The organism is Oerskovia jenensis, from assembly GCF_016907235.1.
Classification (GTDB): domain Bacteria; phylum Actinomycetota; class Actinomycetes; order Actinomycetales; family Cellulomonadaceae; genus Oerskovia; species Oerskovia jenensis.
This window is the reverse complement of the sequence record NZ_JAFBBO010000001.1, coordinates 3,993,745-4,016,854: the sequence shown is the minus strand read 5'-3', so window position 1 is coordinate 4,016,854 and position 23,110 is coordinate 3,993,745. Positions and strand designations below refer to the sequence as shown.

Sequence of the window (23,110 nt, the reverse complement as noted above, 5' to 3'; positions counted from 1 at the left end):
GGGACGTCTCGCCACGCGAGGGACATTTCCACCAGGCCCGACGGCGCCGCTCGCCCGGGTGCGGACGTCGCGGTGTCCAGGGGTCTGGTCAGATCGTGAACGCCGCGCACGGCACGGCCCGCGGTGAGCGAACATGGAGGTTGTGACGACGACGAGCAGCACCCCCGAGACCACCTCCATGACCCCCGCCGAGGCCTGGGCCCAGCTCCGCGACGGCAACGGACGATTCGTGCGCGACGAGATGGAGCACCCCTCGCAGGGCGCCGCGCGCCGCGCCGAGGTCAGCGTGGCCCAGCACCCCCACACCGTGATCTTCGGCTGCGCGGACTCGCGCGTCGCGGCCGAGATCATCTTCGACCAGGGGCTCGGTGACGTGTTCGTCGTGCGGACCGCGGGTCACGTCCTGGACACCACGGTGATCGGGTCGATCGAGTACGGGGTCAACATCCTCGGGACGCCGCTCGTGGTCGTGCTCGGCCACGACAGCTGCGGCGCGATCGCCGCGGCCGCCCACACGCTCGCGACGGGCGAGCAGGCCGACGGGTTCGTCCGGGCGGTCGTCGACCGGGTCATCCCCTCGATCGTCAACATCACGAGCAGCAAGGGTGGCGTGTCCGCGGTCGACCCGGACACGCTGCGCCGCGAGCACGTGCGCCACACCGTGGACATGCTGCACGGCTACTCCGCGGCGCTCGCCGACGCGGTCGCCGAGGGACGGCTCGCGATCGTCGGTGTCGAGTACACGCTCGCGGACGGCCGTGCCCGGCTGGTCGAGGTCGTGGGCGAGGTCGGCGACACCCCGGACGTGTGAGGCCCGGGTCCCGCCTGCGGGCGGGACCTGCCCGACGCTCCGCTCGCTGGTCGCGTGCGGACCGGTTCGAGAACACCCGTCCCGGTGCGGCACCATTAGGCCCATGACTTCTGCCGAAGCTTCCGACTACCGCATCGAGCACGACACCATGGGTGAGGTCCGCGTCCCCGCGGCCGCCCTCTACCGCGCGCAGACGCAGCGCGCCGTGGAGAACTTCCCGCTGTCGGGCACCCCTCTCGAGCGCAGCCACATCGAGGCCCTCGCTCGCGTCAAGAAGGCCGCCGCGCGCGCGAACGCCGAGCTGGGGGTGCTCGACGAGGACGTCGCGGCCGCCATCGTGGCCGCCGCCGACGAGGTCGCCTCGGGCGCCCACGACGCCCACTTCCCGATCGACATCTTCCAGACGGGCTCCGGCACGTCGTCGAACATGAACACCAACGAGGTCCTCGCGACGCTCGCGACGCGCTCGCTGGGCCGCGAGGTCCACCCCAACGACCACGTCAACGCGTCGCAGTCGTCGAACGACGTCTTCCCGACGTCGGTGCACCTGGCCGCGACCGCGGGCGTCGTGCACGACCTGGTCCCCGCTCTGACGCACCTCGCGGAGGCGCTCGAGGCCAAGTCGGCCGAGTTCGCGACGGTCGTGAAGTCGGGCCGCACGCACCTCATGGACGCGACGCCCGTCACGCTCGGCCAGGAGTTCGGCGGGTACGCGGCGGCCATGCGCTACGGGATCGAGCGCCTGCAGTCGGCGCTCCCCCGCGCGGCCGAGGTGCCCCTGGGCGGGACGGCCGTCGGCACGGGCATCAACACCCCGGCCGGCTTCCCGCAGCGCGTCATCGCGCTGCTCGTCGAGGACACGGGCCTGCCGCTGACCGAGGCGCGCGACCACTTCGAGGCGCAGAGCTCGCGCGACGGGCTCGTCGAGCTCTCGGGCGCGCTACGCACCATCGCGGTCTCGATCACGAAGATCTGCAACGACCTGCGCTGGATGGGCTCGGGCCCCAACACGGGCCTGGGCGAGATCTTCATCCCCGACCTGCAGCCCGGCTCGTCGATCATGCCGGGCAAGGTCAACCCGGTCGTGCCCGAGGCCGTCCTCATGATCGCCGCACGCGTGATCGGCAACGACGCGACCGTGGCGTGGGCCGGTGCGAGCGGCTCGTTCGAGCTCAACGTGCAGATCCCCGTCATCGCGCTCGGTGTGCTCGAGTCGATCCGCCTGCTGTCGAACGCGTCGGTCGTCCTCGCGGACAAGACGGTCGTGGGCATCACGGCCAACGTCGAGCGTGCGCGCGCGCTCGCGGAGTCCTCGCCGTCGATCGTCACGCCGCTCAACCGCGTGATCGGCTACGAGGCGGCGGCCAAGGTCGCCAAGCACTCGGTCAAGCAGGGCCTGACGGTCCGCGAGGCCGTGATCGACCTGGGCTTCGTCGAGCGCGGCGAGGTCACCGAGGAACAGCTCGACACGGCGCTCGACGTCCTGTCGATGACGCGCCCGCCGCAGGCGTGACCGCTCGCTGAGGCTCCTGCCCGAGAGGGCGGTGCCTCGGGAGGAACGACGAACGGCGTGGGCCGGGTGCTCGTCACCCGGCCCACGCCGTTCGTCGTTCCGGGCGACCAGCGCGTTCCTCGGCACCGCGGTCCGCGATGGACTCGCGTCGGCGCTCCACGGGTGGAACCGGTCACGGCCTGTCGCCGACCCGGTGCTCGGTCCGGCCGGGTTCGGGCTCCTGAGCCGGCCGACGTCGGGCGGCCCAGATCGCGGCACCGGCCAGGAGGGCGCCGATCGCGGCCCCGATCGAGTTGGTGAGCCAGTCGTTCGTGTCGCACGAGCGCCCCAGTGCGGGGGCCAGCGCCTGCACCAGCTCGACCGCGGCGGAGCCCGCGACGCCACCGAGGAACGCGACCAGCGGGCGGCGGCTCGCGATCGCGGCGAGCAGGACGGGCGGCACGCAGAGGATCACGTTGGCCATCAGCTCGACGCGGCCGAACGTCGGGAGCGTCCAGGCGACGGCGCACCGTTCGACGATCTCCCGACCGGACGGCACGAGCGTGAGCAGCACGATCGGCACGAGCGAGATCCAGAACAGGGCCCAGGCGACGTGAGGGCGCCCGTACAGCCACCTTCCCGCGAGGGGGCCGGCGACCACGAGCAGAGCGAGGACCGCCGGGGAGAACCACGGGTACTGGACCAGGAGGGTGGAGATCATGGTGCGAGGACGCCTTCAGCCGAGTCGGGCACGAGCGCCCCACCGTAGCCCGCCACCGCGACGCCACCGGGGACGCGCCCTGTCCTTCGGGGCTCCACCGGTCAGTAGTCGACCGGGTCCACCCGTCGCAGCACGATCGCGAGCAGCTCGCCGAGCCGTTCGCGCTGGTCGTCGGTGAGCCCGTCGAGCGCCGCACGTTCGCGGTCGAGCTGGGCGGGGAAGAGCTCGTCGACGAGCCGTTCGCCCTCCTCGGTGAGCGAGAGCAGCACCCCGCGCCGGTCGCGCTCGACGACGGTGCGCTCGACGAGCCCCTCGCGCTGGAGGTGGTCGAGCCGCTTGGTGATCGAGGCGCCGGGCGCGCGCGTGATGGTCGTGACCTCGCGGGCCCGCAGAGGGCGTCCCGCGCGGCGGAGCGCGGCGAGGACCTCGAACTCGGGCCGGGTCAGGGAGCGTTGCGCGAGGGCCGCGTCGCTCGACTCGGCCAGGAGCGCCGCGATGCGGGTGATCCTGCCGATCGAGTCCACGGGCGAGAAGTCGACGTCGGGCAGCCGTTCGACCCACTGCGCCCGCAGGCGTTCCACGTAGTCCACGGGTCCAGCCTATGGCCTACACCTCAATAGTTCACTTGTGAAACATCTACGAACGAGGCGTATCCTGGACGGGATGCCACCCTCCTCCTCGCCCCTCGCTCCCCCGTCCACGCCCCCAGCCACGACAGCACCCCGGCACGCGCCGACGACCCAGCCGGCACCGACCGGTCGCCGCTCGCCGGTCCGCGCCGCCGCGCGCGAGGTCCTCGACCCCGCGCACCTGCGCGCCGCCCTGCGGCTCACCTCGGTCGACGCGACGCTCGTCGCGGCCCTGCTGTGCGGGGCGAGCGTCGCCGTCGCGCTCGTGATCGCCGCGACGAGCGGCCATCAGGACCTTGCGGGCTTCGCCGCCCTCGGCGCCCTGACCTCGCTGTACGGGCGCTTCGACCCGTACCGGCGCCGGGCGGCGCTGCTCGCGTCGGTCGGCGCGGTCATGGTCGGCGCGATCCTGGTCACGACCGCGGTCACCGCGGCGGGCGCCCCGACCTGGGTCTCGCTCGCGATCGTCGCGCTCCTCGCGGGAGGCATGACCGCGCTGTGCCAGCTCCTGCGCACGGGCCCTCCCGGCGCGACGATCGTCGTCTTCGCGGCAGGCGCAGGGCTCGCGGGGGCACCCACGTTCGCCGACCTCGCGCCCCGGGGGCTCGCCGGACTCCTGGGCGTCGCGGTCGCCTGGGCCGTGTGCGTCGCGGGATTCCTGGTCCGTCCGAGCGGTCCGGCGCGGCTCGCCGTGCGGCGCGCGACCCTCGCCGCCGAGGCCGCAGCCCTCGCTCCCGACGACCGCGGCGCCGTCGGGCGGGCGCGCGACGCCGTCGCCCTCGCACGGACCGTCCTCGCCGACGACGCGTCGCACCGCCGCACGCGCGCGACCGCGCTGCGGCTCGCCGACGAGCTCTCGGGGGCCGCCGGGACACCCGCCGACCTGCCACCGCGCCTGACCCTGCGCGCGACCGCGCGCGAGTCCCTCGCGGGAGCGAGCTGGCGGCTGCGCTCGGTGCGCGTGACGCTCGCGGCCGCGACCGCGGCGGTGGTCGCGCAGGTCGCAGGGTTCGGGCACCCCGCCTGGGCCGCGATGGGTGCGACCGCGACACTCCAGGGTACGACGACGCAGCACGCCGTGGTCCGCGCGCTCCAACGAGCCCTCGGCACGGTCGCGGGCGCCCTGATCGCCTGGCCGCTGCTCGAGCTGCACCTCGGCTTCTGGGCGACCGCAGCCCTCGTCGTCGGGCTGCAGGTCGTCACGGAGATCGTCGTGGGGCGCCACTACGGCCTCGCGATGCTGACCATCACGCCCATGGCCCTGCTCATGACGTCGCTCGGCGGGTCGAGCCAGGGCATCGCGCTCGACCGGGCGCTCGACACGGCGGTCGGTGCAGTCGTCGGTGTCCTCGCGGTCGTGCTGGTGCACGCGCGGACGCGACCTCACGAGGCTGCGTGACGCCCGGGACGGACCCCACCGGGCCGGTCCCCCGCTCGCGGCGTCGTGGCCCCGGTCCCCCGCGGACCGGGGCCACGACGCGTGCCGGACGGGCCGGGACTCAGACCTCGATGCTCTCCAGCATCTCCGTCACGAGCGCCGCGACGGGCGAGCGCTCGGACCGGGTCAGTGTCACGTGCGCGAACAACGGGTGCCCCTTGAGCGCCTCGATCACGGCCGCGACGCCGTCGTGCCGTCCGACGCGCAGGTTGTCGCGCTGCGCGACGTCGTGCGTGAGGACGACCCGCGAGGACTGCCCGATGCGCGAGAGCACCGTGAGCAGGACGTTGCGCTCGAGGGACTGGGCCTCGTCGACGATGACGAACGCGTCGTGCAACGACCGCCCACGGATGTGCGTCAGGGGCAGGACCTCGAGCACGTCGCGGTCCACGATCTCGTCCATGACCTCCTTGGACACGACCGCGCCCAGGGTGTCGAAGACCGCCTGGGCCCACGGGTTCATCTTCTCGCTCTCCGAGCCGGGCAGGTAGCCGAGCTCCTGCCCGCCCACGGCGTACAGGGGCCGGAAGACCATGATCTTGCGGTGCTGCCTCTTCTCGAGCACCGCCTCGAGGCCCGCGCACAGCGCGAGCGCCGACTTGCCCGTCCCCGCGCGCCCCCCGAGGGACACGATCCCGATCTCCTCGTCGAGCAGCAGGTCGATCGCGATGCGCTGCTCGGCCGAGCGCCCGTGCACACCGAACACCTCCCGGTCGCCCCGGACGAGCTGCACGTGCTTGTCGGCCGTGACCCGGCCCAGCGCGGACCCCCGCGGCGAGTGGATCACGAGCCCCGCGTGGACCAGGAGCGGTTCGGCGGCGGCGACCGTGGCCGGGTCGAGGCTCAGGAGCTCGACCGACTCGTGCTCCCACAGCGCGGCCATCTGCTCGTCGCTCACGTCGATCTCGCCCATGCCCGTCCAGCCCGAGTCGATCGCGAGCTCGGCCCGGTACTCCTCGGCGCGCAGGCCCACCGCGGACGCCTTGACGCGCATGGGCAGGTCCTTCGACACCACGGTCACGTCGCACCCCTCGCTCGCGAGGTTCGCCGCGACCGACAGGATGCGGGTGTCGTTGTCCCCCAGGCGGAACCCGGCGGGGAGCACGCCCGAGTCCGTGTGGTTGAGCTCGACGCGCAGCGTCCCGCCCACGGCGCCCACGGGGAGCGGGGCGTCGAGGCGGCCGTGCTTGACCCGCAGGTCGTCGAGCATGCGCAACGCGCTGCGGGCGAAGTACCCGAGCTCGGCGTGGTGACGCTTGGCCTCGAGCTCGGTGATGACGACGACGGGGAGGACGACGTCGTGCTCGGCGAACCGCAGCATGGCGCGCGGGTCGGACAGGAGCACGGACGTGTCGATGACGAAGGTGCGACGACCTTCAGGGGACGCGACGTCCGTGACGTCGGGTGCAGCTCCAGAAGCAGAAGCGGTTCGGGCCACAGCAGGCTCCCTCCGGCGCTCAGCGCCGTTCTCGCTGGGTGGGGCAGGCGACCGGCCGACGGAGGGCCGGTGCCGGCCCTCCTGCGCGGAGCAAGAACTCCATCGGATGGCCTCCCGGAGGACGACGTGTGTCGTCCGTCACGTTCGAAACTACGCCCGTGACGTTCTCCCGTGTCGAGGGGACACGCCGCGCGTCCGAGTTGTCACCTGCCGTTCACGCGACGACGTCCCGCCCACCCCCTGGGACGGGGTGGGGCGGGACGCTCCGGGCGCCCCGGTCGCCGCGCCCGTGCGCGACGAGGCCCGAGCCCGCCCGACGACGGCGCTCGCGTGCCGCCGTCGGGCCCTGGTCGCGCGGTGGCTCAGTCCGCGTGCACGACGTGCGTCGCGCGCATGCTGAGTGCCGCGACGAGACCCACGACCAGCACGCCTGCCGTGACGAGCAGCGTCTGCCCGACCGCGACCGAGAAGCCCTGGTGCAGGGCCGTGGTCGCGGCCTCGCGGATCTGCTCGGCGACCTCGGGCGGGATGCCCGCGGGGAGCTCCATGTGCTGGGCTCCCCCGGTGAACGCCCCACCCGCCGAGGCGAAGCCGTCGACGAACTGCTGGCGGAACTCGGCGGGCAGCCCCGCCGCGGCGTCGCGTGCAGCGGCCGGCAGGGTCGCCGACAGCCTGCTCGTGAGCGTCGCGACGATCGCGGCCGAGCCGATCACACCACCCACCTGACGGAACGTGTTGAACGCGCCCGCGCCGGCGCCGGCCGTGCGGTGGTCGAGCCCCGAGGTCGCGAGGTTCGCGAGCGGCGAGAAGAGCGCGCCCGTCCCGATCCCGAACAGGGTCATGGGGGCGACGATCGCCCACACGCTCGCATCGGGCGTGGCCGCGATGCTCAACCACACGACCGAGGCCGAGAGCAGCGCGAAGCCCGTCGCGACGACCCACTTGCCCGGGATCCGGTCCGAGAGCCGACCCGCGAACGGCGCCACGACCCCCGACACGAGCGAGCCGGGCAGGTTGATGAGCGCCGCTTCGAGGGGCGAGAGGCCCAGGATCGACTGCAGGAAGATCGTCAGCGGGAAGAAGATCCCGATCATGCCGAACGACACGGCCATGCCGGCCACGTTGGCGAGCGAGAAGTTGCGCGAGTGGAACAGCGTGAGCGGCAGGAGCGCCCGGTCACCGAGGTGGCGCTGCCACAGCACGAAGGCCGCCAGGACCAGCACGCCCAGGCCGATGATCGTCCAGATGTTCAGCGGCCCGACGACCGTGCCCCAGTGGTACGTCTCGCCCTCCTGCAGTCCGAACACGAACAGGAAGAGCCCCACGATCGACAGGGCCACGCCGACCATGTCGAAGCTGCGCTTGCTCGTGGGCAGGGACGGCAGGCTGCGCAGCGCCAGGACCAGGGCGACCACGCCCACCGGGATGTTCACGAAGAAGATCCACTCCCAGCCCCACGTCTCGACGAACACACCGCCGAGCAACGGGCCGGCGATGGTCGCGACACCCGCGACCGCTCCCCACAGCCCCATCGCGGCCCCGCGCTGACGCGGCGGGAAGACGCGCGTGATCATCGACATGGTCTGCGGGGTCATGAGCGCCGCACCGACGCCCTGGACCGCGCGCGCCACGATGAGCATCTCGACCGAGCCGGACAACCCGCACCACAGCGAGGAGAGCGTGAAGATCACGAGCCCCAGGACGAACACGGGCTTGGGGCCGAAGCGGTCACCGAGGCGCCCCGCCAGGAGCAGCAGCACCGCGTACGTGAGCAGGTAGGCGCTGTTGACCCAGCCCACCGCGGTCAGGGTCGTGTCGAACGTGTCGACGAGGGTGGGGACGGCGATGTTCACGATCGTGGTGTCGACCATGATCATGAAGAAGCCCAGGCACAGGGCCGGCAGGATGCTCCACGGGCTGCGCCCGCCGAGATCGACGAGCGGGGGCCCTGCGGGTGCCGGGGCGGCCGGGCCGGTCGGTATCGCGGGCGCCGCGGCGGGCGCTGGAAGGCTCCCTGAAGGAGGGGTCGTGGTCATGGGGATCCTCTGGGGTCGACGAGGTGAAGGACGTTCGGGAAGGCTGCGCGAGCAGCCGTGACCGGGCGCGAGCCCGGTGGCCGGTCAGGGCACGTGGTCCGTGGTCTGGGCCCGCGAACGGGCGGCGACGAAGTCACGGAAGGACTGCGGGACGGGCTCGTCCCAGTCCAGGGCACCGGAGTCGAGGTCCGCGAGGAGGCCGTCGAGCCACGTCAGCTCGGACTCGATCCGGTGGATGTCGTACTCGACGTCGAGCAGGAGGCGGCGGGGCAGCCCGTGGTGCCGGACGACGTCGTACCTGCTGGTGTAGGCGGCGAGCTCGTCGGCCAGCGCCGCACGACGGGCCCGCGTCGCCGCGAGCGCGCTGGCCCGGTCGATCGCGTGGGCCTGGGAGAGCGCGAGCGGGAAGCAGGGGTGCTCTCGTCGTGGTTCGCCGAGCAGCAGCGCCGTGCGCGCGGCGAACGCCTCGCGCCCCGCGTCGGTGAGTCGGTAGGTGGTCCGCTGGGGCCGGTTGCCCTCACGGTCCGTACCGACCGCCTCGACGAGGCCCTCCGACTCCAGGCGGTCCATGGCGTGGTAGACCGAGCCCGGGGTGATGCTCGCGAGCCGGTCGTCCCCGCGCTGCTTGAGCGTCTGGTGCACCTGGTAGGGGTGCATGGGTCGTTCGTGGAGCAGCCCGAGGAGGAGCAGGGCAGCCGCGGAGAGCTCCTTGCGTGCCATCCCCTCACCTCCTCCGTGACCGGCGGGCGTCCCGCCGGACGACCGCGCGGCGCGCGACATCCTTCCTGACGGAATATTCCGGTTGGAATATACGCCTCGGTCAACGGTTCGGTCGAGGGATTCGGTCCCGTCGTGAGCGGCGTCACGGCACCGGCCCGGGGACACCCGCCCGGGCCTGCCGCCCGTTCCCCGTGCAGACGCGTGCGCGCCCGCAGCGCTAGGGTCGGGGGTAGCAGGTCGCGGGTCCCCGGAGGCTCGGCGTCGTCGCAGGTCACAGGCCCGAGGCGCCGCTCCCCCGGGCACCGGTCCGCCCCTGCCGGCGCATCGGAGCCCCGCCCACGAGCGGCCCCGGCCGCATCGAGAACGAGCCCGACACGAGGAGACACATGGACACGGCAGCGGGCGCAGCACGGGCGACGGACCCGACGCGAGGGCCGGCACGCACGACGACCGGCTCCGACGAGGGCCCGTCCCCGCTCGTCGCCCTGCCCGGTGGCTCGTTCCGCATGGGCTCGACCGAGTTCTACGCCGACGAGGGGCCCGTCCACGAAGCGACCGTCGCACCGTTCGAGATCGAGCAGCATCCCGTCACCAACGCACAGTTCGCCGCGTTCGTCGCCGACACGGGCTACGTGACCGTCGCCGAGCGCCCGCTCGACCCGTCCGACTACCCGGGGGTCGCACCCGAGGACCTCCAGCCGGGGGCGCTCGTGTTCACGCCGACCGCAGGCCCGGTGAACCTCGCGGACTGGCGGCAGTGGTGGCGCTGGCAGCCGGGTGCCCGGTGGAGCGCACCGCACGGTCCGGGGAGCTCGATCGAGGGTCGCGAGGACCATCCCGTCGTGCAGGTCTCGTTCGAGGACGCGCAGGCGTACGCCCGGTGGGCGGGCCGGTCTCTGCCGACCGAGGCCGAGTGGGAGTACGCCGCGCGCGGCGGGCTCGACGGCACGCGCTTCGCCTGGGGAGACGAGTACCGCCCGGACGGCGAGCTCCTCACCAACCACTGGCAGGGCTCGTTCCCCTACCGCAACACCGGTGCACAGGGCTGGGTCGGCACGAGCCCCGTGGGGACGTTCCCACCGAACGGCTTCGGCCTGGTCGACATGACCGGCAACGTCTGGGAGTGGACCACGTCGTTCTACACGCCGAACCATGCGGCCGAGGCCCGTTCCGCCGCGCAGGCCGAGGCGGCTCGGTCCGCGCTCACGGTCGAGATGCCGGCGTGCTGCTCACCGAGCACCGGACAGGCCAGGGCGGGCCGCGCCGATGCGCACTCCGCAGGCCGGTCCGGTGCGCCCGACGACGACCCGCGCGCCGCAGCGAGCGCCGAACCGGGGTCCTCGATCCCCCGCAAGGCGCTCAAGGGAGGGTCGCACCTGTGCGCCCCGGAGTACTGCCTGCGGTACCGGCCGGCGGCCCGCTCGCCGCAGGCGATCGACACCGCCACGAGCCACATCGGCTTCCGCTGCGTCGTGCGTCCCCCGGTCACCGTGCCCCCTGTCGCGGTGTCGCCCCCCGCGTCGGCGCGCAACCTGCTGGGCTGAGCCGTGGCGTCGAGGTTCGCGGTGCTGCTGCGAGGGGTGAACGTGGGTGGCGGTCGCAAGGTCCCGTCCGCAGACCTGCGCGCGGTCGCGCAGGACGCCGGGTTCACGGGGGCGCGCACGATCCTCAACAGCGGGAACCTGGTCGTCTCGTCCGGCGCGTCGGGAGCCACCGGTCCCGACGACGTCGCCCGCCTCGTGCGCGCGGGACTCGCCGACCGTCTGGGACTGGACGTCGACGTGCTCGCGCTGACCGGTGAGGACCTGGCGGCCGCGATCGCCGCGAACCCCTTCGACGAGGCCGCCCGCGTGGACCCGTCCCACCTCCTGCTGACGTTCCACCCGCGACCTCCCGACCCGGACAGGCTCGCGGCCCTCGAACCTGCCCGGTACGGGATCGAGCACATGGCGTGGTCGGGACCCGTGAGCTACACGTGGTTCCAGGGCGGGGTCGGTACGTCGAAGCTCACGCCCGCGGTCCTGCTCCGGACCCTCGGGGTGTGGGGCACGGCCAGGAACTGGAACACCGTGGAGAAGCTGGCCGTGCTCGTGGACGAGGCGGCCTGACCGCACACCCTTCAGGCGCGACGCTCGACGCCGACCGCCCCGACCCCGGCCCCGTCCGTCGCGAGACGCCAGTGCTGGACCTTGCCCTCGTCCCGCACGACGACCCCGATCGCCGCAAGGTCCGCGCGCACCTCGCGGACATGGACCGTCTTGCCGGCCTCGATCAGCCCCGCCCGGGCCCTGAACAGGGCGTCCGCCCCTGCGGGGAGCGTCTCGTCCCCGATCTCCCAGCGCCGGTACGAGGAGCGGAACGGGTCTCCGCCCTCGCGCCAGGGCCAGCCGTGGTGGGTGAACGCCGCGCCCACCTCACGGACCGGCAGGTCGGCGGGCCATCGGTGGAGCTCTCGGCCACCCGCGAGGAGCACGATCGACGCGCCCTCGACGAACACGTCGGTGACCTCCGTGCGACCGACCGTCTCGAGCGTGTCCTCGTTCTTGAACCCGGCCCCGGTGGACGTGACCGCGATCCGGCCCATGGTCTCCACGAGGTGCTGCGCGAAGCACGCCCCGACGACAGCGCCCACGATCCCGAGCCCGACGAGCGTCCAGGTGCCCCCGACGTCGGCCAGCGCGTCGACCGACCGCGCCAGCCCCTGCCAGGGGATCCAGGGCAGGCTCGCCATCCAGGCCGCGAGCCAGCGCAGGCCGACGCCCGCAGCCAGGCCGAGGACCGGCACGACCACCCGGAGGAAGCGGGTCTCGCCCGAGGAAGCGCCGACGACCGTCTCCGCGGGGTCGCGAGAGACGGCGTCGGTGGTCAGGGAATCGTGGATCTTCTCGTGCACCTGGTCATGCTCCCGCGATCCGCAGGACCGAGACATCCCTCTTTGGGTGGACTTCGCCCCGGGCCGTGTCGTCCTTGCGGCGGCACCCGCGGACCACGGCACCCGGCCCCGAGCCCACGGCACCCCGCGATCTCCCCCCGGTCGGCCTCGCCCGGCCTCCCGACCCCTTCGTCCGTCGAGCCGCGCACCCGGTAGGGTGGGACGCTGGTGTGCCGGGAAGTCTGGTCGGCGTGACGTCGACGACCCCTCAACCACAGGAGACCTGTGAGCACGCACGAGCAGCACACCCCCGCCCCGGACGAGACCCCTCACGACGGAGAGCCGACCCACCCGACGGGCGCGACGCCGTCGGGCAGCGAGAGCCCTTCGACTGCCGCGCTCCCGGCCGCACGGCCCAGCGGGGCGCAGCGCTGGAAGCGCTGGGTGACCCGCGAGACCACGGGCGGAGCACTCCTCATCGGCGCCGCGATCCTGGCGCTGCTGTGGGCGAACTCCCCCTGGCGCGCGGCGTACTTCGACCTCGCGGCGCTCACCGTCGGCCCCGAGGCGCTGCACCTGAACCTGTCGCTGTCGACGTGGGCCGCCGACGGCCTGCTCGCGATCTTCTTCTTCGTCGTGGGCGTCGAGCTCAAGCAGGAGTTCGTCGCCGGGTCTCTGCGCAACCCGCGCGAGGCCGGAGTGCCCATGCTCGCGGCCGTGGGCGGCATGATCGTGCCCGCGGTCCTCTTCGTCGCGGTCGCCCTCTGGGGCGGCGGCGCGGACGCCGTGCACGGCTGGGCCATCCCGACCGCGACCGACATCGCCTTCGCGCTCGCGGTCCTCGCGGTGTTCGGCCGCGGCCTCCCGACGGCGATCCGCACCTTCCTGCTGACGCTCGCGGTGGTCGACGACCTGCTCGCGATCATCGTCATCGCCGTCTTCTACACCGAGACCCTGCACTGGGCACCGCTGGGCCTCGCCCTCGTGGGCGTCGCGCTGTTCGCGTTCCTGGTGCGCCGGCGCCGGACGCACTGGTGGCTGCTGCTCCCGCTCGCGTTCGTGGTGTGGGCGCTCGTCCACGCGTCCGGCATCCACGCGACCGTCGCGGGCGTGCTGCTCGGGTTCATGGTCCCCGCCCTCGTCATCCACGGCGAGAAGACCTCGCGGACCCAGCAGTACGAGCACCGCATCAAGCCGATCTCCGCAGGGATCGCCCTGCCGATCTTCGCGTTCTTCGCCGCGGGCGTCTCGCTGGTCGACGGTGGCGGGGTCGGGGAGATGATCGGCCAGCCCGTCGCGATCGGCATCATCGTCGGGCTCGTGGTCGGCAAGGGGATCGGCGTGCTGGGCGTCACGGCGCTCGTCACGAAGCTCACGCCGCTGCGCCTCGCACCCGGCATCGGCGTCCGCGACCTGCTCCCCGTGGGCCTGCTCGCGGGCATCGGCTTCACGGTCTCGCTGCTCATCGCCGAGCTGTCCTTCCCCGACTCCGAGCACACCGAGTCGGCCAAGGCCGCGGTGCTCCTCGCCTCGGTCGTCTCGGCCCTGCTCGCGGCCGCCGCGCTGCGCTGGGACGCCCGCCGCAAGCGTTCGGACGACATGAACGAGGACGGCCTGCCCGACGACGTCTCGGCGTACATCGGCGACACCGCGGACGAGGAGCGCTGACGCGGCAGGTCCGCGCCTGCCCCCGCCCCCAGCGCGACTGCTGACGCCCCGGGCAGCTGCATTGAGGGAGTCATGCGCGACTCCCTCACCTCGACCGCCGACCGCACCTGCGTCGCCGGCTGCGACGAGACCCCGTGCCGGTGCGCGTCGTCACCGCGACCTGCGCAGGGTCGACGCCGTCGCAGGCTCGGGCTCCGACTCCTCGGGGTCGCGCTCGTGGTGGTCCTTGCGAGCGGGACCGCGGCGATCCGCACCGGCGACTCCCCCGCGTCCGCGACGAGCGCCGCCATCGCCGCCGCGACCGGCGCCTCGGAACGTGCGAGCGCCCAGGACAAGGCGGCCAGGTTCGTCGAGCGCGCGAACCGCACCCTCGCACGAGCGACCGGCAAGGTCGACGAGGCCCTGCGCACCTCCCTGCGCCGCGCCGTCGACGAGGTGAACGTGCAGGCCGAGAGCGCCGCACGGACGCCCCGTCCCCTCCTCGCCCGGGGGCTCGTGCGCCTGCGCAACGCCGTCGAGCACGCCGAGGGGCTCGACGCCCAGGTCCGCCTGGCCGTCGCGAGCTTCGAGGTCGAGCGGTCGAAGGCGGCTGCGGCCGAGAAGGCCGCAGCGGAGCAGGCGGCAGCCGAGCAGGCCGCGGCGGAACAGGCCGCCGCCGAACAAGCCGCCGCAGAGCAGGCCGCCGCCGAACGAGCAGCCGCAGAGCAGGCGGCCGCCGAACAGGCCGCCGCCGAGCAGGCCGCGGCCGAGCGCGCCGCACAGGCAGCAGCCGCACAGGCCGCCACGACCCCGCAGCCCGGCGCCACCGCGACCGCACCCCCGGCCCCCGCGCAGTCGATCCACGAGGTCGGGGAGGCGACCCTGCGCAGCCTCCCCGGCAACGGCGGCGTGTCCCTCTCGTGGGACGACCCGGGCCTCTCCGGTCACCTCGGTGGCGTGTGGAAGGGCAACACCTCGACCATCCTCGTCAACGCGTCGCGCCTGGCCGGGCAACCGTCGAAGACCAAGGACGTCATCCGGCACGAGATGGCCCACATCTACCAGGGCCGCCTCATGGCCGCGCACGGCATGACGTGGTCGCAGATCGACGGCCTGCTGTCCGGGGCGTTCGGCGGCAACGCGAGCGAGAAGGTCGCGGACTGCGTCGCGATCCGCTTCGGCGCCTCCTGGGTCAACTACACGAGCGACTGCTCGGGCGCGGACAAGCAGGCCTGGGTCGACGCCTTCATCGGCGGCTACCTGCCCTGAGGACGGCGGACCGGCGCCCCACACCGCTCTCGGTGGCGCGATCCCACCAGCCACGTACGATCGCACCCGTGCAGCCAGACGCCACGCGCCGGTCCGAGTCCACCCCCCGCAGCACCGCTCCGGGGGGCGCGGACACCGTGGTCCTGGGCGACGAGGCAGCCCGGCCGACCTCTCCGGCCGCCCCCGGAGCCGGCGGCGAGCCGGCCGCCCGGCCCCCGCTGCGCCGTCGGGCGTGGGCGTGGCTCCAGCACTACGTGCGGCGCTTCTCCACGACCGGGCTCGTCCTCGCCCTCCTGTTCTTCTGCTACTCCCTGACCCCCTCGCTCATCCCCCGCGCCTGGTACTACCAGGCGCTCATCACGGGCATGAGCATGGTGGGCGGGTACGGGATCGGGGCGTTCGTCGAGTGGTTCGCCCTCAAGGTCGGGCTGCGGATCCGCTGGAGCCCGCGCGTGAGCCGCATCGCGTGGTGGGTGCTGGGCGCCGCGACGCTCGTGCTCGTCCCCCTGTTCCTCGTCCTGGGCGCGCGCTGGCAGCACGAGCTGCGCGCCCTGTTCGGCATGCCCGAGCAGGCCCCGGCCAACGACGTCGCGACCGTGTTCGTGGCCCTGCTCATCGCGATCGGCGTCCTGCAGCTCGCGCGAGCGCTGCGTCGCGTCGCGCAGTGGGTGAGCCTGGTGGTCGACAACGTCATGCCGAAGCCGGTCGCCCGCTTCCTAAGCGGCGTGATCGTCGCGGTCGTGGTCGTGCTGCTCTTCAACGGCGTGATCTGGGCCGGGGTGCTGCACCTGCTCAACAACGTCTACGCGAGCGCCAACGAGCAGATCGACCCGAAGCTCTCCCCACCGACCTCGCCCGAGAGGTCCGGCTCCCCGGAGTCCGGTTCGTCGTGGGAGTCGCTCGGCGCCGAGGGACGGCGCTTCGTGGCCCTCGGCCCGACCCAGGCCGAGCTCACCGAGTTCGCGGCAGGCGGCGACGTGGTCGACCCGGCGGACGTCCAGGTCCCGATCCGCGTGTACGCGGGCCTCGACCCTGCGGGAGACCTCGACGCGACCGCGCAGCGCGTGGTCGACGAGCTCGACCGCACGAACGCGTGGGACCGGTCCGTCCTGGTCGTCGCCACCACGACGGGAACGGGCTGGGTGGACCCGGGCATGAGCAACTCGCTCGAGCTCATGCACGGCGGCGACACCGCGATCGCCTCGATGCAGTACTCCTACCTGCCGAGCTGGATCAGCTTCGTGGGTGACCGCAGCACCCCGCCGGACGCGGGCAAGGCCCTCTACGAGGCCGTGTACGCGGCGTGGTCCGAGCAGCCCGAGGACTCGCGGCCGCAGCTCATGGCGTTCGGGATCTCGCTCGGCTCGTTCGGCGCGCAGGGCGCATTCAGCGGCCTCCAGGACATGACGACCCGCACCGACGGCGCCCTGTTCGTGGGCACGCCCAACTTCACGCCCAACTGGACGTACTTCACGACGAACCGCGACCCGGGCTCGCTCGAGTACTCGCCCGTGTACGGGGACGGGCGTCAGATCCGCTGGGGCACCGAGGTCTCGAGCGCCGCGAACGTCTGGTCCGTGCCTGGCACGTGGGAGACCCCGCGCGTCGTCTACGTCCAGCACGCGTCCGACGGCGTCACGTGGTGGTCGCCCACGACCCTGTGGTCCGAGCCCGACTGGATGCGCGAGCCCCGCGGCCCCGACGTGCTCGACGCCGTGCAGTGGCGACCCTTCGTCACGTTCTGGCAGCTCACGGGCGACCTGTTCGTCGCGGCTGCCTCCGACATCCCCGCAGGTCACGGGCACGTGTACTACCTCGAGTACGCCGACGGCTGGTCGGCGCTCAACGCGCCCGGCGGCTGGGACGAGGCCGACACCGCGCGGCTCAAGGAACAGATGCTCACCGAGCAGCCCGCGGCGTCGAGCTCGACGGGCTGAGCCGCCCTCCCTGCTGCCCGACGGCGGCGCGCACCTTCCGCGTGAAGGTGCGCGCCGCCGTCGGGGGACGAGGGGACAGCTACCAGGCCTGGGTGCCCGCGGCGTCCAACGCCGAGAGCCGGCCCCACGCACGGTGCAGGCCGACGGCCTCGACCAGGTCGTCGAGCAGGCCGTCCGACAGTTCGTCGGCCGTCAGAACTCCTTCGGCCTCGGTGTCGATCCCGGCCGCGACCAGGACGTCGACGCCGTCGCCCCAGGCCGCGATCGCCTTGCCGTGGCGGAAGGCCTCCTGGAGCACGGTCAGCGTCCGCGGGTGGGTCCCGAGCGCAGACCCGGCCATGCCGTCCGCGACCACGACCGCGTCGAGCTCGATCGAGCGGACGGTCGCCGCGGTGCGGTCCACCTTCTGCTCGTCGGCCCCCGAGCCGACCACGCCACCGCGTGCGGCGACGACCTTGACGAGCGCCTGCTCGGCGCCGATCCGCTCCCGGACCGCACGAAGGCCGTCGACCAGGTCCTCGCCGACGAAGACGCCGAGGTTCCTCCCCGCGATCGGACCGGGCACGTCGCTGACCTCCGAGATCGCGGCCGACCGCGTGATGCCGTCGGGCTCCCCCGCCCCCGGCCCTTCTCCCGCGCCGTCACGGCCGTCGCCCGGCTCGCCGCCGGGGACCGGCAGGCCCAGGCCCGTCGCGACGCGGGCGACCAGGTCGGCGTCGATCTTCGCCAGGGCGCGCAGCTGGTGCACCCGCACGTCCTCGCTCTCGCACTTGCCGAGCTCGAACGTGTAGGCAGCCACGGTCTGCGTCTGCTCGATGGGCGTGAGCGAGTTCCAGAACATGCGCGGCTGCGTGAAGTGGTCGGCGAACGACACGGGGTTCTCCCGGACCTTCTCGCCCGACACCGGGGTCGGGAGCGTCACGTAGACGCCCGGGTCGCTCACGGGACACACGGCCGGGAGGCCGTCCGCCATCGTGTTCGGCTGGTACGTCCCCAACCCCTCGTGCACCGCCGTCTGGTGCATCCCGTCGCGCAGCATGTCGTCGACCGGGGCGTGCGGCCGGTTGATCGGGAGCTGCGCGAAGTTCGGCCCGCCCAGGCGGCTGATCTGCGTGTCCAGGTAGGAGAACAGGCGCCCCTGGAGGAGCGGGTCGTTCGTGACCTGGATGCCCGGCACCAGGTGGCCCGGGTGGAACGCCACCTGCTCGGTCTCGGCGAAGTAGTTCGACGGGTTCGCGGTGAGCCGCAGCCGCCCCACCTTCTGCACCGGGCACAGCTCCTCGGGCACGATCTTGGTCGGGTCGAGGAGGTCGATGCCCATGAACATCTCGTCCGCGGTGTCGGGCATGACCTGCAGACCCAGCTCCCACTCGGGGAACGCACCCGCCTCGATCGCGTCCGCGAGGTCACGACGGTGGAAGTCGGGGTCGAAGCCGGCCGCGAGCTGCGCCTCCTCCCAGACCATGTTGTGCACGCCCGCCACGGGCTTCCAGTGGAGCTTGACCAACGAGGTCTCCCCGGCGGCGTTCTCCATGCGGAAGGTGTGGACGCCGAACCCCTCGGTCGTCCGGTACGACGCCGCGAGCCCGCGCGGCGACATGACCCAGATCGTCGTGTGCTGCGCCTCGGTGTGCCGGGACACGAAGTCCCAGAACGTGTCGTGCGCGCTCTGCGCCTGCGGGATCTCACGGTCCGGCTCGGGCTTGACCGCGTGGATGAGGTCGGGGAACTTGATCGCGTCCTGGACGAAGAACACCGGGATCACGTTCCCGACGAGGTCGTACACGCCCTCGTCGGTGTAGAACTTCGTCGAGAAGCCCCGGACGTCACGCACGGTGTCCGCCGATCCCCGCGACCCCGCCACCGTCGAGAAACGGACGAAGACCTCGGTCTCCTTGCCCTCCTGCGCCAGGAAGCCGGCCTTCGTGACCGCGGACGCGTTGCCGTACGAGGTGAAGACACCGTGGGCGGCCGCGCCCCGCGCGTGCACGACCCGCTCCGGGATCCGCTCGTGGTCGAAGTGCGTGATCTTCTCGCGCAGGTGGTGGTCCTCGAGCAGGACCGGTCCGCGAGGTCCGGCCTTGAGCGAATGGTCGGTGTCGTGGACCCGCAGCCCCTGGGCCGTGGTCAGCCGGTCGCCCTGCTGGGCGCGGGGGTCCGGGTCCTTCTGGTCGGCGGGCACGCCCGTGGGGCTCACGTCCGCCGGGGGCTCCTGGTCGGGGGTTCGTCGCGCGCTCATGGGTGATCCCTTCGGTCGGGGCGTCGGTGGTCGGTCCGGTGGCGTCTCCGGTCGCTCGTGGCGTCCGGAGCCTGCGGACCCGCCACCGTAGGCACGGCCCGGGAGGGCTCGCACGCGCTCGCACCGCCATGTGCCGGTGCCGGTGCTCGACCCGGTAGGAGCACGTGCCGGAGACCGGGCTCACCGGGTTGCAGGCCCACCACCCGCCGCTGCTAGGGTCGACGCATGAGCTTCTCGTCGACCGTCATGATGCGCCCCACCCGGGGCCCTTCGTGATGCGCTGACGCGCTCCACCACCCAAGGCCTCGCCGCAGCGAGGCCTTTCGTGTGTCCGGGCGCGGTGCGGTCGAGGCGCCGCAGCACCCGCCAAGGGTGCCCGCCGTCCCGAGAGGACACCCGCCATGACCACCCAGACCACCCCCACCGGCACGTCCGCCCAGCCGACGGCCCCCACCTTCTACGTCACGACCGCCATCCCCTACGTCAACGGCGACGCGCACCTGGGCCACGCGCTCGAGCTCGTCCAGACCGACGTCCTGGCCCGCCACGCACGCCTGCGCGGACGCCCGACCCGCTTCCTCACGGGCACCGACGACCACGCCCTCAAGAACGTCAGCGCGGCCCGCGCCGCGGGTCGCGAGGTCCGTGACTTCGTCGCCGAGCACGTCGAGGACTTCCGCGCGCTGCGCCCCGCGCTGTCCCTGTCCACGGACGACTTCCTGTCGACGTCGACCGACCCCCGGCACCGCCCCGGCGTCGAGGCGCTGTGGCGATGCTGCGCCGACGCCGGGGACTTCTACCGCCGCTCCTACGAGGGCCTGTACTGCGCGGGCTGCGAGCAGTTCTACTCCCCCGACGAGCTCGACGCGTCGGGCCGCTGCCCCGAGCACCTGCCGTTGCCCGAGCGCGTGGTCGAGGAGAACTGGTTCTTCCGGCTGTCCCGCCACGCCGACGCGATCCGCGACGCGATCGTCTCGGGCCGCGTGCGCGTCAACCCGGCCGCCAAGCGCAACGAGGTGCTCGCGTTCCTCGACGCCGGGCTCGAGGACTTCAGCGTCTCGCGGCCCGCGACCCGCTCGGACGGCTGGGGCGTCCCGGTCCCCGGGGACCCGTCCCAGGTCGTCTACGTGTGGTGGGACGCGCTGACCAACTACGTCACCGCGCTGGGCTACGGCGCGGACCCCGCCGCCCCGGCCGCGGCGGACGACTACCGCACCTGGTGGTCCGGCGGCGACGAGCGCGTGCACGTGATCGGCAAGGGCATCACGCGCTTCCACGCGGTCTACTGGCTCGCGCTGCTGCTCTCGGCGGGCGAGCCGCTGCCCACCACGATCCACGTGCACGACTACGTCACGGCCGGGGGCGCCAAGCTCGCCAAGTCCGCGGGCACCGCAGTGCACCCCGTCGGGCTCGTGGACGCGTACGGCGCCGACGCCCTGCGGTGGTGGTTCGCGCGCGAGGTCCCGCTCCTGGGCGACACCGAGTTCACGACCGAGCGCCTCGTCGCGCGGCACGACGACGAGCTCGCGCACGGCGTGGGGAACCTGGTCAACCGCACGCTCACGCTCGTGCACCGGTTCCGGGACGGCGTCGTGCCCGCGCTCCCCCGCACCCGGGCGACGGACCCCGACGAGCTGAGCGCCGCCGTCGGGCAGGTGGAGGCGGCCGTGGACGCGGCCCTCGCGGACGCGGACCTGCGGACCGCGACCGGGGCCGTCCGTCGCATCGTCGACGCGGCCAACCGGTACGTCGACGCGGAGAAGCCGTGGGAGCTCGCGGCCCGCGAGCGCGCCGGGGACGCGGACGCGGGTGAGCGACTGGACGAGGTGCTCGCGCGGCTCGTCGAGGCGTGCCGGGTCGTCGCGGTCGAGCTCTCGCCGTTCGTGCCCGACGGCGCCGCGCGCCTGCGCGAGCAGCTCGGCTCCCCGCAGGGCCACCAGGCGGCCGGACCCGACCGCGTGGGCACCCCGACACCGGCCTTCCCGCGCCTGGGCTGACCGGCGCCCCGCCGAGTGCGGAGTACGTGTCGCGACACGCCGGGTCGCACGACAACTGCTCCGCACTCATCGGCCGGCGGCCGGCGGCTACCGCAGCGCCGGGGCGTGCGCCTCCAGGAACCGGAACACCTCGGTCTGGTCGACGCCCGGGAACGCCCCGACCGGCATCGCGGCGAGCATGCTCGCGTGCGGGCGCGCACTCGGCCACGACCGGTCCGCCCACCGCTCGGTCAGGGCTGCGGGCGGGCGCCGGCAGCACGACTCGTCGGGGCAGCGCGAGACCGTGCGCTCGGTCGTCTCGCGCCCGCGGAACCACTTGACGTGCCCGAACGGCACGCCGACGCTCACCGAGAACTGGCCGTCGTCGGAGTCCTGCACGCGCGAGGTGCACCAGTAGGTGCCGGTCGGGGTGTCGGTGTACTGGCTGAACGGGCTCAGCCGGTCCTCGACCGCGAAGACCGTGCGCGCGGTCCAGTGGCGGCACACGTACTGCCCCTCGACGGCCCCGAGGGGGTCCGCGGGGAAGCGCACGCCGTCGTTCTCGTACGCCTTGTGGATGATCCCCGACTCGTGGATCTTCATGAAGTGCACGCCGATGCCCAGGTGCGTCGTAGCGAGGTTCGTGAACCGGTGGGCCGCGGTCTCGTAGGACACCGAGAACGCGTCGCGCAGGTCCTCGACCGAGATCTCGCGCGCCTCCTTGGCCTCCTTGAGGAGCTTGACCGCGTCCCGCTCGGGCAGCAGGAGCGCGGCCGACAGGTAGTTGGCCTCGACGCGCTGGCGCAGGAACTCGCCGTAGTCGCGCGGCTCGTGGTGACCCAGCACGTGCGACGCGAGCGCCTGGAGCAGGGCCGAGCGCGGGTCGCTCGACGCGCGCGTGCCGGTGCTCGGCAGGTACACGCGGTGGTGCCGCAGGTCGATGACCGAGCGCGTCGAGTGCGGCAGGTCGTGCACGTAGTGCAGCGAGAAGCCCAGGTGCGTCGCGAGGTCCGCGGCCACGCGCTGGGACATGGGACCGCGCGCGTGCCCGACGCCGTCGAGCAGCTCGCGCGCGGTGGCCTCGAGCTCGGGGAAGTGGTTGTCCTGGGCGCGCATGGTCGCGCGGAGCTCGGTGTTCGCGCGGCGAGCCTCCTCGGGCGTCGCGGCGCGCTCGGTGTGCAGGCGCTCGAGCTCACGCTGGAGACCGACGATGGCCTCGAGGGCGTCGCTCGGGAGCGACTTGCCGACCCGTACCGTGCCGAGCCCGAGCGAGGCGAACAGCGGGCCGCGCTGCGCGCGTTCGAGCTCGATCTCCAGGGCGGCGCGGCGCGTGGGCGGCTCGGCCGAGAGCAGGTCCTCGACGCTCGCGCCGAGGGCACGGGCGATGGCCTGGAGCTGGGAGAACTTGGGCTCGCGGCGCCCGTTCTCGATCACGGACACCTGCGAGGGTGCCCGCCCGATCGCGGCCCCGAGCTCGTCGAGGGTCATGCCGCGCTCGGTCCGCAGGTGCCGGACGCGGCGCCCGATGGTCAGGGCGTCGGCCTCGTCCTCGACGGGCAGGGTGCCACCGACCGTTCTGCCGCTGCCCGGCGGGGCCGTGACACGCGGCGCACCGGTCGTGGCGCGCGGTACGGGGAACTTCTGTGCTGACGGCGAGTCAGATGCCATGACTGAGGGTGACACACGCCACTCCTTGCGCACAACAGAAGAAGTTCATTTCTTCTGCCAGGGAAGTCCTTGTGCACCCCTTGCGCGGCGCAGGAAGGTCGTTCTACGGCCACCGCTCACCCGGGCGGCGGCCGGAACGAGTACCACCGCACGCAACGAAGCTCTGGAGGCACCCCGTGACCACCCCGCCCATCATCAGCCGCCGCTCCGAGAACGA

At 73.2% G+C, this 23,110-nt stretch carries 17 protein-coding genes; 9 read left to right on the top strand and 8 right to left on the bottom strand.

Features of this window, described 5'->3' with window-relative positions; translation table 11 throughout:
• Positions 1–178 precede the first annotated feature (178 nt).
• Both JOD49_RS17880 and JOD49_RS17875 read left to right on the top strand, forming a co-directional pair.
• Complete coding sequence (locus JOD49_RS17880; RefSeq protein ID WP_191789122.1) at positions 179–811, top strand: carbonic anhydrase; 633 nt, start codon at positions 179–181, stop codon at positions 809–811.
• Between the two features lie 103 nt (positions 812–914).
• Entirely contained in the window at positions 915–2,324 is a 1,410-nt protein-coding gene (locus JOD49_RS17875; RefSeq protein WP_205308366.1) for a class II fumarate hydratase, read from the top strand.
• A gap of 172 nt (positions 2,325–2,496) precedes the next feature.
• Here the strand turns inward: JOD49_RS17875 and JOD49_RS17870 are convergent, their stop codons facing one another.
• Together JOD49_RS17870 and JOD49_RS20380 are read right to left on the bottom strand one after the other, a co-directional pair.
• Entirely contained in the window at positions 2,497–3,024 is a 528-nt protein-coding gene (locus JOD49_RS17870) for a VanZ family protein (protein WP_205308365.1), read from the bottom strand.
• 101 nt (positions 3,025–3,125) lie between these two features.
• Positions 3,126–3,614, bottom strand: a complete 489-nt coding sequence (locus JOD49_RS20380) for a MarR family winged helix-turn-helix transcriptional regulator (RefSeq protein WP_191788783.1) — start codon at positions 3,612–3,614, stop codon at positions 3,126–3,128.
• A gap of 73 nt (positions 3,615–3,687) precedes the next feature.
• On the opposite strand from JOD49_RS20380, the gene JOD49_RS17860 reads away from it, so the two are divergent.
• Entirely contained in the window at positions 3,688–5,052 is a 1,365-nt protein-coding gene (locus JOD49_RS17860; RefSeq protein ID WP_205308364.1) for an FUSC family protein, read from the top strand.
• A 100-nt stretch (positions 5,053–5,152) separates the two neighbouring features.
• On the opposite strand, the gene phoH2 is transcribed toward JOD49_RS17860, so the two are convergent.
• The 3 genes from phoH2 to JOD49_RS17845 form a co-directional block, all read right to left on the bottom strand.
• Positions 5,153–6,412 carry an RNA 5'-3' helicase PhoH2 gene (gene phoH2, locus JOD49_RS17855; protein ID WP_239526715.1) on the bottom strand — a complete coding sequence of 420 codons (1,260 nt, stop codon included), beginning with the start codon at positions 6,410–6,412 and terminating at the stop codon, positions 5,153–5,155.
• Positions 6,413–6,891: 479 nt separating this feature from the next.
• Positions 6,892–8,565 carry a DHA2 family efflux MFS transporter permease subunit gene (locus JOD49_RS17850; protein WP_205308362.1) on the bottom strand — a complete coding sequence of 558 codons (1,674 nt, stop codon included), beginning with the start codon at positions 8,563–8,565 and terminating at the stop codon, positions 6,892–6,894.
• Between the two features lie 84 nt (positions 8,566–8,649).
• A complete protein-coding gene (locus JOD49_RS17845) occupies positions 8,650–9,285 on the bottom strand; it encodes a PadR family transcriptional regulator (RefSeq protein WP_205308361.1) in 636 nt (211 codons plus the stop codon).
• 386 nt (positions 9,286–9,671) lie between these two features.
• Between JOD49_RS17845 and JOD49_RS17840 the strand changes: the two genes are divergently transcribed.
• Both JOD49_RS17840 and JOD49_RS17835 read left to right on the top strand, forming a co-directional pair.
• Positions 9,672–10,829 carry a formylglycine-generating enzyme family protein gene (locus JOD49_RS17840; RefSeq protein WP_205308360.1) on the top strand — a complete coding sequence of 386 codons (1,158 nt, stop codon included), beginning with the start codon at positions 9,672–9,674 and terminating at the stop codon, positions 10,827–10,829.
• A gap of 21 nt (positions 10,830–10,850) precedes the next feature.
• Positions 10,851–11,393 carry a DUF1697 domain-containing protein gene (locus JOD49_RS17835; RefSeq protein WP_307822617.1) on the top strand — a complete coding sequence of 181 codons (543 nt, stop codon included), beginning with the start codon at positions 10,851–10,853 and terminating at the stop codon, positions 11,391–11,393.
• Between the two features lie 11 nt (positions 11,394–11,404).
• Here JOD49_RS17835 and JOD49_RS17830 read toward each other — a convergent pair whose 3' ends face one another.
• Positions 11,405–12,178 carry a YqeB family protein gene (locus JOD49_RS17830; RefSeq protein ID WP_205308358.1) on the bottom strand — a complete coding sequence of 258 codons (774 nt, stop codon included), beginning with the start codon at positions 12,176–12,178 and terminating at the stop codon, positions 11,405–11,407.
• 264 nt (positions 12,179–12,442) lie between these two features.
• On the opposite strand from JOD49_RS17830, the gene nhaA reads away from it, so the two are divergent.
• From nhaA to JOD49_RS17815, 3 genes are all read left to right on the top strand, one after another.
• Complete coding sequence (nhaA, locus tag JOD49_RS17825; protein WP_205308357.1) at positions 12,443–13,825, top strand: Na+/H+ antiporter NhaA; 1,383 nt, start codon at positions 12,443–12,445, stop codon at positions 13,823–13,825.
• A gap of 72 nt (positions 13,826–13,897) precedes the next feature.
• Complete coding sequence (locus tag JOD49_RS17820) at positions 13,898–15,073, top strand: hypothetical protein (RefSeq protein ID WP_205308356.1); 1,176 nt, start codon at positions 13,898–13,900, stop codon at positions 15,071–15,073.
• Positions 15,074–15,141: 68 nt separating this feature from the next.
• Positions 15,142–17,010, top strand: a complete 1,869-nt coding sequence (locus JOD49_RS17815) for an alpha/beta hydrolase (RefSeq protein WP_205308355.1) — start codon at positions 15,142–15,144, stop codon at positions 17,008–17,010.
• Positions 17,011–17,089: 79 nt separating this feature from the next.
• On the opposite strand, the gene JOD49_RS17810 is transcribed toward JOD49_RS17815, so the two are convergent.
• Positions 17,090–19,249, bottom strand: a complete 2,160-nt coding sequence (locus JOD49_RS17810) for a catalase (protein WP_205308354.1) — start codon at positions 19,247–19,249, stop codon at positions 17,090–17,092.
• Between the two features lie 401 nt (positions 19,250–19,650).
• Between JOD49_RS17810 and JOD49_RS17805 the strand changes: the two genes are divergently transcribed.
• Entirely contained in the window at positions 19,651–21,246 is a 1,596-nt protein-coding gene (locus JOD49_RS17805; RefSeq protein ID WP_205308353.1) for a methionine--tRNA ligase, read from the top strand.
• Between the two features lie 87 nt (positions 21,247–21,333).
• On the opposite strand, the gene JOD49_RS17800 is transcribed toward JOD49_RS17805, so the two are convergent.
• Positions 21,334–22,893, bottom strand: a complete 1,560-nt coding sequence (locus JOD49_RS17800) for a helix-turn-helix domain-containing protein (protein WP_205308352.1) — start codon at positions 22,891–22,893, stop codon at positions 21,334–21,336.
• Positions 22,894–23,110 lie beyond the last annotated feature (217 nt).

Coding starts and splice junctions, on each gene's coding strand:
- JOD49_RS17880 (WP_191789122.1), top strand. CDS start 179: ATGACCCCCGCCGAGGCCTGGGCCCAGCTCCGCGACGGCAACGGACGA.
- JOD49_RS17875 (WP_205308366.1), top strand. CDS start 915: ATGACTTCTGCCGAAGCTTCCGACTACCGCATCGAGCACGACACCATG.
- JOD49_RS17870 (WP_205308365.1), bottom strand. CDS start 3,024: ATGATCTCCACCCTCCTGGTCCAGTACCCGTGGTTCTCCCCGGCGGTC.
- JOD49_RS17860 (WP_205308364.1), top strand. CDS start 3,688: ATGCCACCCTCCTCCTCGCCCCTCGCTCCCCCGTCCACGCCCCCAGCC.
- phoH2 (WP_239526715.1), bottom strand. CDS start 6,412: ATGCTGCGGTTCGCCGAGCACGACGTCGTCCTCCCCGTCGTCGTCATC.
- JOD49_RS17850 (WP_205308362.1), bottom strand. CDS start 8,565: ATGACCACGACCCCTCCTTCAGGGAGCCTTCCAGCGCCCGCCGCGGCG.
- JOD49_RS17845 (WP_205308361.1), bottom strand. CDS start 9,285: ATGGCACGCAAGGAGCTCTCCGCGGCTGCCCTGCTCCTCCTCGGGCTG.
- JOD49_RS17840 (WP_205308360.1), top strand. CDS start 9,672: ATGGACACGGCAGCGGGCGCAGCACGGGCGACGGACCCGACGCGAGGG.
- JOD49_RS17820 (WP_205308356.1), top strand. CDS start 13,898: ATGCGCGACTCCCTCACCTCGACCGCCGACCGCACCTGCGTCGCCGGC.
- JOD49_RS17810 (WP_205308354.1), bottom strand. CDS start 19,249: ATGAGCGCGCGACGAACCCCCGACCAGGAGCCCCCGGCGGACGTGAGC.
- JOD49_RS17805 (WP_205308353.1), top strand. CDS start 19,651: ATGACCACCCAGACCACCCCCACCGGCACGTCCGCCCAGCCGACGGCC.
- JOD49_RS17800 (WP_205308352.1), bottom strand. CDS start 22,893: ATGGCATCTGACTCGCCGTCAGCACAGAAGTTCCCCGTACCGCGCGCC.